The sequence below is a fragment of the Arenimonas sp. SCN 70-307 genome (assembly GCF_001724815.1).
In the GTDB taxonomy this organism is placed as follows: Bacteria; Pseudomonadota; Gammaproteobacteria; order Xanthomonadales; family Xanthomonadaceae; genus Arenimonas.
The window spans coordinates 14,182-28,077 of the sequence record NZ_MEDO01000014.1 but is presented as its reverse complement, the minus strand read 5'-3'; the positions used below and the strand labels follow the sequence as shown (position 1 = coordinate 28,077).

Here is a 13,896-nt window from a genome sequence, read left to right as displayed (position 1 = left end):
GCTGCGGTGACCGATGTTTGAGCGCGCCCGCAAGGGCGAACGCGCCCTGCTGGTGCAGCCGCACCCGCCGGGCCAGCAGGACCCGTCCCGGCTCGAGGAATTCACCGAACTGGCCCGCTCGGCCGGCGCCACCGTGGTCGGCTCGATGCTGGCCCGCGTCGAGCGGCCGCACCCGGCCTACTACGTCGGCACCGGCAAGCTCGAGGAAGTGAAGTCCGCCTGCGAGGCCACCGAGGCCGACCTGGTGCTGGTCAACGAACTGCTCACGCCCGGCCAGGAGCGCAACCTCGAGCGCGCGCTCAAGCGCCGCGTGGTCGACCGCACCGGGCTGATCCTGGACATCTTCGCCCAGCGCGCCGCCAGCCACGAAGGCAAGCTGCAGGTCGAACTGGCCCAGCTCAAGCACTGGGCCACGCGCCTGGTGCGCGGCTGGACCCACCTCGAGCGCCAGCGCGGCGGCGCCATCGGCCTGCGCGGCCCGGGCGAGACCCAGCTCGAGCTCGACAAGCGCATGCTGCAAAAGAAGATCGAATCGGTGCGCGCGCGCCTGGACAAGGTCGAGGTGCAGCGCACCCAGATGCGCCGCGCCCGCCTGCGCAACGACGTGCCGCGCGTGGCCCTGGTGGGCTACACCAACGCCGGCAAGTCCACGCTGTTCAACCTGCTCACGCACGCCGGCGTCTATGCCGACGACCGCCTGTTCGCCACGCTCGACCCGACCACCCGTCGCATCGAGGGCGTGGCGCCGCTGGTGCTGTCGGACACGGTCGGTTTCGTGCGCGACCTGCCGCACGAGCTGGTCGCCGCCTTCCGCTCGACCCTGTCGGAGGCGCGCGACGCCGACCTGCTGCTGCACGTGGTCGATGCCGCCGACGAGCTGCGCGACGAGCGCATCGGCCAGGTGGACGAGGTGCTGGCCGAGATCGGCGCCGGCGACATCCCGCAGGTGCTGGTGTTCAACAAGATCGACCGCATCGAGGGCGCCGCGCCGCGCCGCGACCCGCCGGTGGAAGGGCGCGAGCGGGTCTGGCTGTCGGCCCGGACGGGCGAGGGCATCGAGGGCCTGCGCGAGCTGCTGGCCGACCGTTTCCTCGACCGCCGCCTGCACGCCGAGCTGCGCCTGGGGCCGGCCGAGGGCCGCCTGCGCGCCCGCCTGCACGAGGCCGGTGCCGTGAAGGCCGAATCAACGGACGACCAGGGCTGGCGCCTTGACCTCGACTTGCCACGCGCCGTGGCAGAAAGGCTGGCGGCCGAACCGGGCGGCCATCCGCTGGCGACGGTCTTGCTTGTGACGCCCGACGCCCCTACCTACAATCCCGAGACTGACTGAAAGCGCTTAGACGCGGAGCAAGCGATGGCCTGGAACCAGCCCGGCAAAGGCAACCAAGATCCCTGGAAGGGAAAAGACCCCGGCAACGAGGTCGAGGCCTTCGTGAACCGGCTCAAGGGCATGTTCGGTGGCGGCGGCGGTGGCCGCGGCGGCCGCTCGTCCTCGCCGCAGGGCAGCTTCAACCCGCTACCCTGGCTGCTGGGCCTGTTCGCGATCTGGCTGGTCTTCAACAGCTTCCGCCTGATGGACGAGCGCCAGCGCGGCGTGGTGCTGCGCTTCGGCGAGTTCAACCGCATCATGACCCCGGGCCCGAACTTCAAGTGGCCCTGGCCGATCGAGTCGGTCTACATCGTCGACGCCACCCAGGTGGTCGAGATCAGCGACCAGGTGCGCGTGCTGACCCAGGACGAGAACCTGATCGACATCAAGTTCAACGCCCAGTACCGCCGCGACGACCCGCGCCTGTTCCTGTTCGGTTCGGTCAATCCGGAGCAGACCCTGCGCGATTCGGCCGAGAGCGCCGTGCGCGAGGTGGTCGGCCGCAGCACCATGGACACGGTGCTGTTCGACCGCGCCGCGCTGGTGATCGCCTCGCAGGAGCGCCTGCAGGAGTCGCTGAACTTCTACCAGACCGGCCTGACGGTGGTGAACTTCAACCTGCAGGACGCGCGTCCGCCGGAGGAAGTGAAGGAAGCCTTCGACGACGCCATCGCCGCGCGCGAGGACAAGAACCGCATCGAGAACGAGGCGCGTGCCTACGCCAGCAAGGTGGTGCCGGAGGCGCGAGGCATCGCCGCCCGCCTGCGCACCGAGGCCGAGGGCTACCGCGCCTCCGCCATCGCCCGCGCCGAGGGTGACGCCGAGCGCTTCAGCCTGCTGGCCGCCGAGTACCGCAAGGCGCCCGAGGTCACCCGCAAGCGCCTCTACCTCGAGACGATGCAGCACGTGCTGGCCGCCAACCCCAAGGTGATGGCCGGCGACGACAACAACATCCTTTACCTGCCGCTGGGCGGCAGCACGGGCAACACCGGCCGCGGCGTTCCGGCCGAGGCGCCGGTGCTGCGCCTGCCGGCCACGCAGGCGGCACCGGAGCCCACGCCCGAGCCGCGCGACAACCGCCGCCAGGGAGGCCGCTGACATGGTCCGTGGATTCACCGCCATCGCGTTCGCCGCGATCATCGCCCTGCTCGCCGCGACGGGCTCGGTCTACGTCGTGAACGAAAGCCAGACCGCCATCGTGCTCAACCTCGGTCGCGTCGTGCGCTCCGACATCCAGCCCGGCCTGCACGTCAAGTGGCCGCTGGTGGAGGAGGTGCGCAAGTTCGACCAGCGCATCCTCTCGCTCGACGACGCCCCGGAGCGCTACCTGACGTCCGAGAAGAAGGACGTGAGCGTGGACTTCTTCGTCAAGTGGCGCATCAAGGACGTGGCCACCTACTACCGCGCCGCCAACGGCGGCAACGAGGACGCGGCCCGCCAGCGCCTGACCCCGATCGTCAAGAACGCACTGCGCAACGAGATCAACCAGCGCACGCTGCAGCAGGTGGTCTCGGCCGGTCGCGCCGAGCTGTCGGGCAGCTTCCTGGCCGCGGTCAACCGCGGCGCCGAGTCGCTGGGCGTGGAAGTGGTGGACGTGCGCATCAAGCGCATCAACCTGCCCGAGGACAGCAACATCCTCACCACGGTCTACAGCCGCATGCGCACCGAGCGCACCCAGGTGGCCAACCAGCTGCGCGCCGAGGGCGTGGAGCTCAGCGAGACCATCCGCTCCGAGGCCGATCGCCAGCAGCAGGTGACCGTGGCCGAGGCCGAGCGCGACGCCCAGAAGCTGCGAGGCGAGGGCGACGCCCGCGCCGCCGAGATCGCCGCGGCCGCCTACGGCAAGGACGCGGAGTTCTACGCCTTCTACCGCAGCCTCGAGGCCTACCGGAACGCCATGGCCGACGGCCAGACCGTGCTGGTGCTCGACCCGCAGTCCGAGTTCCTGCGCTACTTCGGCAACGACAAGCGCTGAGCCATGGCCACGGGCCCGGGGCAGGCCGCCCCGGGCCGGCCCGGGGCCTCGGGCGGCCGGGGTAGCCCCGGCCGGCGAAAACGCGGATAATTTCCCAAAGCCGGGGCGACCTCCGGCTTTTTCCGTGTCTGGGCCCCTGTCAGCGGCCCGGCGCCGTCGCCCCGCCGCCAATCTTCTTTCCGGAGTTCAGGGTCATGGGTCAGTCGGTCGTGGTGTTGGGTGCCCAGTGGGGCGACGAGGGCAAGGGCAAGATCGTCGACCTGCTCACCGAGGAAATCGGCGCGGTCGTGCGCTTCCAGGGCGGCCACAATGCCGGCCACACCCTGGTCATCGGCGGCAAGAAGACCGTGCTGCACCTGATCCCCTCGGGCATCCTGCGCGAAGGCGCGCTGTGCCTGATCGGCAACGGCGTGGTGCTCAGCCCGGCGGCGCTGAAGAAGGAAATCACCCAGCTCGAGGAGAACGGCGTCGAGGTTCGCTCGCGCCTGAAGATCAGCCCGGCCACGCCGCTGATCATGCCGTACCACATCGCGCTGGATCAGGCCCGCGAAAAGGCCGCCGGCGGCAAGGCCATCGGCACCACCGGCCGCGGCATCGGCCCGGCCTACGAGGACAAGGTGGCGCGCCGCGGCGTGCGCGTGGCCGACCTGGCCTACCCGAAGGAGCTGGCCGAGAAGCTGCGCAGCACGCTCGATTACCACAACTTCGTGCTCACCCAGTACCTGGGCGTCGAGGCCGTGGACTTCCAGCAGACCCTCGACGAGGCCCTGGCCTTCGGCGAATACGTCGACCCGATGAAGGCCGACGTGGCCGGCATCCTGCACGAGCTGCGCAAGCAGGGTAAGCGCGTGATGTTCGAGGGTGCGCAGGGCTCGCTGCTCGACATCGACCACGGCACCTATCCCTACGTCACCTCGTCCAACACCACGGTGGGCGGCGCGATGGCCGGCACCGGCGTGGGCGCCGACGCCATCGACTACGTGCTGGGCATCGCCAAGGCCTATGCCACGCGCGTGGGCGGCGGCCCGTTCCCGACCGAGCTCAACGACGAGGTGGGGCAGGGCATCCGCGACCGCGGCCAGGAGTACGGCGCCACCACCGGCCGCCCGCGCCGCTGCGGCTGGATGGACATCGTCGCGCTCAAGCGCGCCGTGGCCATCAACGGCATCACCGGCCTGTGCATCACCAAGCTCGACATCCTCGACGGGATGGAGAAGCTCAAGATCTGCATCGCCTACGAATACCGCGGCAAGCGCACCGAGTACGCGCCGCTCGACGCCGCCGGCTGGGACGAGTGCACGCCGGTCTACCTCGAGTTCCCGGGGTGGAGCGAGTCCACCGCCGGGATCACCGAGTGGGAGAAGCTGCCCCCGGCCGCGCGCGCCTACCTGCGCGCGCTCGAGGAGCTGGCGGGCTGCCCGCTGGCCATCGTCTCCACCGGCCCGGGCCGCGAGTCGACCATCGTGCTGCAGGATCCGTTTGCCTGAGCGAATCCTTCGCCGGCGCTGCATGAGGGAAGCCCCGCCGAAGCGGGGCTTCCTTTTTGGTGGCGGACTCAGCCTGCCGGGGTGGCCGGGGCCGCGCCCGTGGCGGGCGCGCCGCGGGTCTTCCACAGCGAGAACAGCACGCCGCCGGCCAGCAGCGCCGCGGTCACGCCCAGGCTCAGCTCGGCCGGCATCTTGCCGTCCCAGAGCCAGTCACCCAGGAAGATCTTGCTGCCGATGAACACCAGCACCAGGGCCAGGGCGTACTTGAGGTAGTGGAAGCGGTGCACCATCGCCGCCAGCGCGAAGTAGAGCGCGCGCAGGCCGAGGATGGCGAAGATGTTCGAGGTGTAGACGATGAAAGGGTCGGGCGTGATCGCGAAGATCGCCGGCACCGAATCGATGGCGAACACCACGTCGGCGATCTCCACCAGCACCAGGCACAGGAACAGCGGCGTGGCGAACCACAGCAGCCTGCCGGTGGCCGGGTCGGGCTGGCGCACCCAGAAGCGCTGGCCGTGCAGTCCTTCGGTGACGCGCAGGCGGCGCTTGAGGAAGGCCAGCACGCGGTTGTTGCCGATGTCGGGCGTGTCGTCCACCGACAGCAGCATCTTCACGCCGGTCGCGATGAGGATGACCGCGAAGACGTAGAGGATCCACGAGAAGTTCATCACCAGGGTCGCACCCAGGCCGATCATGACCGCGCGCAGCACGATCACGCCCAGGATGCCCCAGAACAGCACGCGGTGCTGGTGGATCCGCGGCACCGCGAAGTAGGCGAAGATCATCGAGATGATGAAGACGTTGTCCATCGCCAGCGTCTTCTCGACCAGGTAGCCGGTGATGTAGAGCGTCACCGCTTCCCAGGCCCTGGCCTCGGGCGTGGGCAGCGCCGCGATCTGCGGGTCGATGGCCTGCTCGCCGCCGTAGGTGTAGTAGATCCACCACACCGCCACGGCCCACAGCAGGCCCAGGCCGATGTAGAACGCGGACATCCAGAGGCTTTCACGCACCTCGATCTCGTGCGGCGTGCGATGCAGCACGCCCAGGTCGAAGACGAGGATGGCCAGCACGGCCGCGACGAAGGCCAGCCACACCCAGATGGGCATGCCCAGCCACAAATCACCAAGTAGTTCCATGACGTTCACCGGTCGGGATTGGGTTTACGCCGACGCCATGGCTCGAGCCAGGAGGGGAAACGCGGGCCATGGGTCGGAATCTCGACTCCGACATCGCCGTGCATTGCACACAGCCAGAGGGGCCCGCAGTCGCGATGCGAATGCTGGGAAGGCGACGGTCAAGGCCGCGTGAAGGGCTCTCGCCCGCCGGGCGGGCAAAGAAAAAGCCCCGCCGGAGCGGGGCTTTCGTATCTTGGTGCCCAGGAGAGGACTCGAACCTCCACGGTTTTACCCGCTAGTACCTGAAACTAGTGCGTCTACCAATTCCGCCACCTGGGCAGGTGTCTTGGCGCAGGGCGACAAGAGCCGCGTAATCTAAGACCGCGGCGTTGTTTTGTCAACGCCCGGCGGGCGCGGCCCGAGGGCCGGTGGGCCGGGGTGCAGCAGCCCGGGTGTACCATGGCCGGATGACACAACCCCCGAAGAGCAAGAAAAAGAGCACGGGCGCCAAGCTCCCGCCCTGGATGCCCGAGAGCCTGCGCAGCACCGGAACCAGCAAATCCTCCCCTTCCGGCAAGCCCGCCAAGGCAGGCAAGCCCGGAAAGCCCTCGAAACCCGCCCGCGGCGCCGAAGCCGCCCGTCCCGGCAAGCCGGGCAAACCCGGCGGCAAGCCGGGACGCGCCGCGCCCCCGGCCGCACCCGCCCCGGCGCGTCCGCCGCGCAGCCGCGCCGCGCCGCCCGCCGCGTCCGGCCGGCACGATCCGATGGCCGCCCGCGAGGCCGCCCGCTACGAAAACCCCATCGCCAGCCGCGAGGCCATCACCGAGCTGCTGCTCGATGCGCCCGGTCCGCTGTCGCTGCGAGAAATCGCCGAGGCGCTCGACCTGCTCGCCGACGACCGCTTCGAGCCGCTCTCGCGCCGCCTGGCGGCGATGGTCCGCGACGGCCAGCTGCTGCTCAACCGACGCGGCGGCTATGCGGTGGCGCGCAAGCTCGACCTGGTCGCCGGCACCGTCATCGCCAATCCCGACGGCTTCGGCTTCCTCAAGTGCGACGACGGCGGCGAGGACCTGTTCCTGCCGCCGGGTGAGCTGCGCAAGGCCCTGCACGGCGACCGCGTGCTCGCCTCGATCACCGGCGTCGACCGCCGCGGCCGCCGCGAGGGCGCCATCGTCGAGGTGCTCGAACATCGCCTCACGCGCCTGACCGGCCGCTACAGCGAGCGCGCCCGCATCGGCATGGTGGTGCCGGACGACCGCCGCGTGCTCACCGAAGTCCTCATCCCGGCCGGCGACCACAACGGCGCCCGCGAAGGCCAGCTGGTGGTGGTGGAAGTGACCGAGCCGCCCCAGGGCGGCCGCCCGCCGGTGGGCCGCGTCCTGCTGGTGCTGGGTGACCGACTGACGCCTTCGCTGGTGGTGCAGGCCGCCATCCACGGCCACGACCTGCCGCACGAGTTCCCGCGCGAGGCCCTGGCCGAGGCGGCCGAGGTGCCGCTGGACGTGCCCGCCGCCGAGCTGCGCCGCCGCGTCGACCTGCGCAAGCTGCCGCTGGTGACCATCGACGGCGAGGACGCCAAGGACTTCGACGACGCCGTCTGGTGCGAGCCCAACGCCGAGGGCTTCCGCCTGGTGGTGGCCATCGCCGACGTCTCGCATTACGTGCGCCCGGGCACCTCGCTCGACGACGAAGCGACCAAGCGCGCCACCTCGGTGTACTTCCCGGGCTTCGTGGTGCCGATGCTGCCCGAGACCCTGTCCAACGGCATCTGCTCGCTGATGCCCAAGGTCGAGCGCCTGTGCTTCGTCTGCGACATGCAGGTGGACTTCGAGGGCGACGTCACGCGCTCGAAGTTCTACGAGGCGGTGATGCGTTCGCACGCGCGCCTGACCTACACCCAGGTCTGGAAGGCCGTGGGCGAGGCCGACACCGAGGCCGGCCAGGAAGCCCTGGCCCAGGTCGGCTCGCTGATGCCGCAGGTGCAGCGCCTGCACCAGCTCTACAAGGTGCTCGCCAAGGCCCGCACCCGCCGCGGTGCGATCGAGTTCGAATCGTCCGAGGTGCGCTTCGTGCTCGACAACACCGGCGAGGTGGTGCAGGCCGGCATGCTCGAGCGCAACGACGCGCACAAGCTGATCGAGGAGTGCATGATCGCCGCCAATGTCGAGGCGGCGAAGTTCGTCTCGGGCGCCCGCGTGCCCGCGCCCTACCGCGTGCATCCGCGCCCGCCGGAAGCCAAGTACGCCGACCTGCTCGAATACCTCTCCGAGTTCGGCCTGAGCCTGCCGGCCTGGGGCCGGGTCGAGCCGCGCGATTTCACCCGCCTGCTCAAGAAGGTGCGCGAGCGTCCCGACGCCGCCCTGCTCGAGACCGTGCTGCTGCGCTCGCAGAGCCTGGCCGTGTACCAGACCGACAACCAGGGCCACTTCGGCCTGGCACTGGAGGCCTACGCGCACTTCACTTCGCCCATCCGCCGCTACCCGGACCTGCTGCTGCACCGGGCCATCAAGCATGCGCTCGACGTCCAGGACAGTGGCTTCGTGTATTCGGCCAAGGAAATGGCCGCGCTGTCGCTGCACTGCTCGGAGAAGGAGCGCAAGGCCGACGAGGTCGAGCGCGAGGTGGACGAGCGCTACCGCAGCGCCTGGATGGAAAAACACGTCGGCGACGAGTTCGACGGCGTGGTCAGCGGCGTCACCAACTTCGGCCTGTTCGTCGAACTGGCCGGGTCCAAGGTCAACGGCCTGGTGCACGTGACCCAGCTGCCGCACGACTACTATCATTTCGATCCGCTGCGGCGCAGCCTGGCCGGCGAACGCACCGGCCTGCGCTGGCGGCTGGGCGATCCGGTGCGGGTGCTGGTGCTCAAGGCCAGCGTCGAGGACCGCCGCATCGACTTCCGGCTCGTCGAGCCCGAGGGCTCGCGCGGCGGCGTGGCGAAAAAGAAGAAGGCCTGGGCCGACTGAGCCCGGGCACGAGGAACGACGATGGCAAACCGCAAGGACAACTGGGTCGCCGGCATCAATGCCGTGGCCTCGGCGCTGGAGCATGACCTCGAGCACGTGCGCGAGGTGCTGCTCGAGGCCGGCAGCAAGAACCCGCGCATCACCGAGATCGAGGAGACCGCGCGCCGCCGCGACGTGCCGGTGCGGCGCGTGCCGCTGCAGTCGCTCGAGGGCATCGCCGGCGGCCTGCGCCACCAGGGCGCGGTGGCGCGTTACGAGGCGGCCAAGGCCACCGACGAGAAGGAGCTGCCGGCGCTGGTCGAGGCCGCCAACGGCCAGGCGCTGGTGCTGGTGCTCGATGGCGTGCAGGACCCGCACAACCTCGGCGCCTGCCTGCGCACGGCCGCGGCGGCCGGCGTCACCGCGGTGCTGATCCCCAAGGACAAGGCCGCGCCGGTGAACGCCACCGTGCGCAAGACCTCGGCCGGCGCCGCCGACCGCATCCCGGTGGTGAGCGTGACCAACCTCGCACGCGCGCTGCGCGGGCTGCAGGAGCTGGGCGTGTGGATCTACGGCCTCGACGGCGAGGCGCCCGCGACCATCCACGCCACCGACCTCAAGGGCAACGTGGCCCTGGTGATGGGCGGCGAGGGCGAGGGCATGCGCCGGCTGACGCGCGAGACCTGCGACGGCCTGGTGCGCATCCCGATGCCGGGCGAGATGGAAAGCCTGAACGTATCGGTGGCCACCGGCATCGCCCTCTTCGAGGTGGTGCGCCAGCGCGGGGGTGGGGCATGAGCCTGCAGTGGTACGACTTCGTCGGCCTGGCCGGCGTGGCCTTCGTGCTCGGCTCGTTCTTCCTGCTGCAGGCGGGCCGGCTGGGCGGTGATTCGCTGGGCTACCAGCTGGCCAACCTGTTCGGCGCGGTCTTCATCCTGGTCTCGATCTTCGGGCCAGGACCGGATTTCCGCGACGTCATTTCCACCACCATCATGCAGCTGGCCTGGATCGCCATCAGCCTCTACGGCCTCTGGCGCGGCCTCAAGGCCCGCGCGGCGCGCCTGCGCCGCCCCAGCCCCTAGAGGCTGGCGAGCCAGTCGTCGTCGCTGCCTTCGTTGATGCCTTCGAAGAGGAAGGTGCTCAGGTAGCGTTCGCCGGTGTCGGGGATCATGGCCAGCACCACGCTGCCCGGATCCAGGCCGCGGGCCACCTCCAGCGCCGCCGCGAAGGTGGCACCGCCGGAGATGCCGCAGAAGATGCCCTCGCGCTGCGCCAGGGCCCGGGCCGTGTCGCGGGCCAGCACGTCGTCCACCGGCACGATCAGGTCGAAGATGTCGCGGTTGAGCACCTCGGGGATGAAGTCCGGCGTCCAGCCCTGGATCTTGTGCGGCTGCCACTCCTTGCCCGACAGCAGCGCCGCGCCCGCCGGCTCGGTGGCGGCGATCTTCAGGTCGGGTCGGGCCAGCTTGAGCACTTCGCCGGCACCGGTCATCGTGCCGCCGGTGCCATAGCCGGTGACGAACCAGTCCAGGCGCTTACCCGCGAAGTCGCGCAGGATCTCCGGGCCCGTCGTGGCGCGGTGCCAGGCCGGGTTGGCCGGGTTCTCGAACTGGCGCGCCAGGAAGGCGCCGTGCTTCTCGGCGAACTCGCGCGCGCGCTTGACCATGCCGCTGCCGCGTTCGGCCGCCGGCGTCAGGATCACCTTCGCGCCCAGCGCCCGCATCAGCTTGCGGCGCTCGACCGAGAAGGTCTCGGTCATGAAGGCCACGAAGGGATAGCCGCGCGCCGCGCACACCATCGCCAGCGCCACGCCGGTGTTGCCCGAGGTGGCCTCGACCACCATCTGCCCCGGCTTGAGCGCGCCCGAGGCCTCGGCGTCGAGGATGATGGCGGTGGCCAGCCGGTCCTTCACCGACGACATCGGGTTGAAGTACTCGAGCTTGGCGTACATCGTGACGCCCTGCGGCGCCAGCTGGTTGATGCGGACGATCGGCGTGTCGCCGACGGTGCCGAGGATCGAATCGTGGATCATCGCGTTCTCCCGTGGGTTGGGGCGCGTGTTCAGTCCTGGTGGCTGGTGGCGAGGTCCTGTGCGCAGAACTGGCGCCATCGGTTGAGCACTGCGCAGAACAGCTGCGCCGTGCGCTCGGTGTCGTACACCGCCGAATGGGCCTGGTCGCCATCCCATGGCAATCCCGCCGCCTGCACCGCGCGACTGAGCACGGTCTGGCCATAGGCCATGCCCGCTAGCGTAACCGTATCGAAGGTGCTGAAAGGGTGGAAAGGATTGCGTTTGTGTCCCGTCCGCGTCACCGCAGCGTTCAGGAAACCGAGGTCGAAGTGGGCGTTGTGGCCCACGAGGATGGCCCGCTGGCAGCCGTTGCGCTTCACCGCGGCCCGCACCTTGGCGAACACGTGGTCCAGCGCCTCGCGCTCGTGCAGGGCGCCGCGCAGGGCGGTATCGAGCCGGATGCCGGTGACCTCGAGCGAGCGCGGGTCGATCTCGCTGCCCGGGAAGGGCTCGACGTGGCTGCTGACCGTTTCGCCGGGCACGTAGAAACCGTCGCCGTCGAGCTCGATCGGCACCGCGGCGATCTCGAGCAGGGCGTGGCGGCTGCAGTCGAAGCCGCCGGTCTCGACATCCACGACCACGGGCAGGTAGCCGCGGAAGCGCTCGGCCATGCGCGGCAGGGGCGTGTTTTCCATGCCGCGCAGGATAACAGGCCTCAGGTGGCCAACAGTCTCCGTGCGACGAGCAGCAGCACCGACAGCGCCAGCAGCACGAGGCCGACGGCCGGCACCAGCAGCAGCGCAGGCAGGCCCAGCACGGCCAGGCCCAGGGCCCAGGCGACGGGGTCGGCCAGCGGCCGCTCGGGCAGCGCGTCGTTGCCGGCGGCGAGCAGCGCATCCAGGCTCAGTCGTCCCGCGCCGTGGAAGACCAGCGGCAGCAGCATGGCCGCGAACAACAGCGGCAGCTTGAAGTTGCCAAAGCCCTTGTCGCTGATCGCGTAGCCGCGCCACAGCTCCTGCAGGCTGGCCCAGTCGGCCGGCCAGTGCACCGAAAACGTGGCCACCGCGGTGAGCACCAGCAGCACGAAGGCGAACAGTCGCGTGCCCAGGCCCAGCAGCAGCGCCACCGCGCCGACCAGCTCGGCCCAGGTGGCCAGCTGCCAGCTCAATCCCACCGGCAGCACGTCCAGCGGCGGCGGGAACTTGTCCTGGATGGCGGCGAACCAGTTCTCGCCGCGCAACTTCTGCATGCCGGCTTCCCAGAACTCCCAGGCCAGCAGCAGGCGCAGGCCCAGCGGTGCCAGCCAGCGCCCGCTGCCTTCGAGGCGTTCGGTGAGTCCGAGCCAGAGCCCGGTGGGTGACTTGTCCATCGTGGTTTCCTCAGTCCGTCAGGGTGCCCAGCAGCACGCCGTCGTGGCGAAGCTGGGCGAGCATGCGTTGGCCGTCGGCGACGAAGGCCTCGGGGTCGGGGGCGTTGGCTTCGGCGGCCAGGGCGAGCAACTGCTCGCGACCGCTCAGGCCGGGCGCCTCTGAAAGCCGCTGCAGGAGCCGGAAAGTCAGCGGACTGAGCGCGTGGAAGCGGACGTTGAACCCCGCGTCGCGCCGCACCAGCAGCAGCGTGGGCGCGGCCGGCGGCGTTTCCGGCACGCGCCCCGGCGCGAGCTGGTGCACGGGCCAGGCGTAGGCAAGCGGCCAGGCCAGCGGCGAAGCCGCGGGCACGCCGGCGAGCAGGTCGCCGGCGGGGTCGTGCGGCACGTCCTCGTCGCGCTCCTCGCTCAGGTCCAGCGCCAGTTCCACCCATTCGTAATGCGCCAGTTCCAGCCACCACGGCGGATCGCCGGCACCGGCCTCGGCGCGGGCCTGCAGGTACTGCAGGAACTCGCGCGGCAGCTCCGGGAACAGCGGCGTCGCGCTGCGGTGGTCGCGGTAGAAGGCGCGCAGCAGCTCCGGCCAGGCCGGCTCGCCGAGGATCTGGCGCAACACCGGGAAGTTGCTGGAAAGGATGCCGCGCACGCTGTTGAAGAACAGGTCGCGGTAAACCTGCAGCCGGCGCTCCTCGATGCCCGGCGGCGGCGCTTCGCCGTCCGGGTCGCGCACGTGCGCGGCCAGGCGGGCCTGCTGCGCGGCGAGTTGCTCAGGCGCGGGCATGCTGGTTCGCCGCCGGCGCGTGCCGCGCCAGCACCTCGCGCACTTGCCCCAGCTCGGCCACGAGCTCGGCGTAGGGCGGGATGTTGAAGTCGCGTTCGAGCAGGGTGGGCCGCGGGCCGAAGCGTGCGCAGGCGGCGTCGAGCAGGGCGAACACGTCGGGTTTCACCGGCGCGCCGTGGGTGTCCACCTTCAGGTCGTCGGCTTCGTCGTAATGGCCGGCGATGTGGAAATAGGCGATGCGCGCGCCGGGCAGGCGGTGCAGGAATTCATGCGGGTCGTAGCGGTGGTTGACCGCGTTGACGAAGACGTTGTTGACGTCGAGCAGCAGGTCGCAGTCGGCCTCTTCGAGCACCGCCGTGACGAAGTCGATCTCGGCCATCGCCTGGTACGGCGCGGCGTAGTAGCTGATGTTCTCGACCGCGATGCGCCGGCCCAGCGCGTCCTGCACCCGCCGGATGCGGGACGAGACATGCCGCACCGCTTCCTCGGTGAAGGGGATGGGCAGCAGGTCGTAGAGCTGGCCGCCGTCGCTGCAGTAGCTCAGGTGCTCGCTGAACAGCGGTACGCGATGTTCGTCCAGGAATCGGCGCAGGCGCGCCAGGTAGGTATCGTCGAGCGGATCGGTGGCGCCGAGCGACAGCGACAGGCCGTGGCAAACCAGCGGATGCCGCGCACTGAGCTCGCGCAGGGCGGCGCCGAAGCGTCCGCCCACGCCGATCCAGTTGTCCGGCGCGCACTCGAGGAAATCGAAGTCGCCCGGCGCCGCGTCCCGCAGCGGGCCCAGGAGGGCCCGCCGCAGGCCGAGGCCGGCCGCCGTCGATGGGAGCGGGCGCGCAGCCGGATTCAC

General features: G+C 70.3%; 13 protein-coding genes and 1 tRNA gene. 7 read left to right on the top strand and 7 right to left on the bottom strand.

Annotation, left to right across the window (positions count from 1 at the left end):
• Positions 1-13 precede the first annotated feature (13 nt).
• The 4 genes from hflX (at position 14) to ABS41_RS06405 (ending at position 4,831) form a co-directional block, all read left to right on the top strand.
• Positions 14-1,330, top strand: a complete 1,317-nt coding sequence (hflX, locus tag ABS41_RS06420; RefSeq protein ID WP_290592079.1) for a ribosome rescue GTPase HflX — start codon at positions 14-16, stop codon at positions 1,328-1,330.
• A gap of 24 nt (positions 1,331-1,354) precedes the next feature.
• Positions 1,355-2,467, top strand: coding sequence for an FtsH protease activity modulator HflK (hflK, locus tag ABS41_RS06415; protein WP_290592077.1), 1,113 nt, complete (start codon positions 1,355-1,357; stop codon positions 2,465-2,467).
• Between the two features lies 1 nt (position 2,468).
• Positions 2,469-3,344, top strand: a complete 876-nt coding sequence (gene hflC / locus ABS41_RS06410) for a protease modulator HflC (RefSeq protein WP_290592075.1) — start codon at positions 2,469-2,471, stop codon at positions 3,342-3,344.
• Between the two features lie 194 nt (positions 3,345-3,538).
• Positions 3,539-4,831, top strand: a complete 1,293-nt coding sequence (locus ABS41_RS06405) for an adenylosuccinate synthase (RefSeq protein ID WP_290592072.1) — start codon at positions 3,539-3,541, stop codon at positions 4,829-4,831.
• A gap of 68 nt (positions 4,832-4,899) precedes the next feature.
• On the opposite strand, the gene ABS41_RS06400 is transcribed toward ABS41_RS06405, so the two are convergent.
• Positions 4,900-5,967: a TerC family protein gene (locus ABS41_RS06400; protein ID WP_290592070.1), complete on the bottom strand. Its 1,068-nt coding sequence runs from the start codon at positions 5,965-5,967 to the stop codon at positions 4,900-4,902.
• A gap of 233 nt (positions 5,968-6,200) precedes the next feature.
• Positions 6,201-6,285 (bottom strand) — tRNA-Leu (locus ABS41_RS06395).
• A gap of 128 nt (positions 6,286-6,413) precedes the next feature.
• Between ABS41_RS06395 and rnr the strand changes: the two genes are divergently transcribed.
• Genes rnr through ABS41_RS06380 form a run of 3 tightly spaced genes read left to right on the top strand, consistent with a single transcriptional unit; the run spans position 6,414 to position 9,973 of the window.
• Positions 6,414-8,912, top strand: a complete 2,499-nt coding sequence (gene rnr, locus ABS41_RS06390) for a ribonuclease R (protein WP_343123827.1) — start codon at positions 6,414-6,416, stop codon at positions 8,910-8,912.
• Between the two features lie 21 nt (positions 8,913-8,933).
• The gene (gene rlmB / locus ABS41_RS06385; RefSeq protein WP_290592068.1) at positions 8,934-9,689 is read left to right on the top strand and encodes a 23S rRNA (guanosine(2251)-2'-O)-methyltransferase RlmB; all 756 of its coding nucleotides are present in this window, start codon (positions 8,934-8,936) and stop codon (positions 9,687-9,689) included.
• Complete coding sequence (locus ABS41_RS06380) at positions 9,686-9,973, top strand: hypothetical protein (RefSeq protein ID WP_290592066.1); 288 nt, start codon at positions 9,686-9,688, stop codon at positions 9,971-9,973. Before rlmB ends, ABS41_RS06380 begins: the two co-directional genes overlap by 4 nt.
• Here the strand turns inward: ABS41_RS06380 and cysK are convergent.
• From cysK to ABS41_RS06355, 5 genes are read right to left on the bottom strand one after another with little or no spacing between them, the layout of a single operon-like run.
• A complete protein-coding gene (cysK, locus tag ABS41_RS06375; RefSeq protein ID WP_290592064.1) occupies positions 9,970-10,923 on the bottom strand; it encodes a cysteine synthase A in 954 nt (317 codons plus the stop codon). The genes ABS41_RS06380 and cysK overlap by 4 nt on opposite strands.
• Positions 10,924-10,952: 29 nt before the next feature.
• On the bottom strand, positions 10,953-11,597 hold the full coding sequence (gene rnt, locus ABS41_RS06370; RefSeq protein ID WP_290592062.1) for a ribonuclease T: 645 nt from the start codon (positions 11,595-11,597) through the stop codon (positions 10,953-10,955).
• Between the two features lie 20 nt (positions 11,598-11,617).
• The gene (locus tag ABS41_RS06365) at positions 11,618-12,271 is read right to left on the bottom strand and encodes a DoxX family protein (protein ID WP_290592060.1); all 654 of its coding nucleotides are present in this window, start codon (positions 12,269-12,271) and stop codon (positions 11,618-11,620) included.
• 10 nt (positions 12,272-12,281) lie between these two features.
• On the bottom strand, positions 12,282-13,049 hold the full coding sequence (locus ABS41_RS06360) for a putative DNA-binding domain-containing protein (RefSeq protein ID WP_290592057.1): 768 nt from the start codon (positions 13,047-13,049) through the stop codon (positions 12,282-12,284).
• Positions 13,036-13,896 carry a DUF692 domain-containing protein gene (locus ABS41_RS06355; RefSeq protein ID WP_290592055.1) on the bottom strand — a complete coding sequence of 287 codons (861 nt, stop codon included), beginning with the start codon at positions 13,894-13,896 and terminating at the stop codon, positions 13,036-13,038. The genes ABS41_RS06360 and ABS41_RS06355 overlap by 14 nt, the downstream gene beginning before the upstream one ends.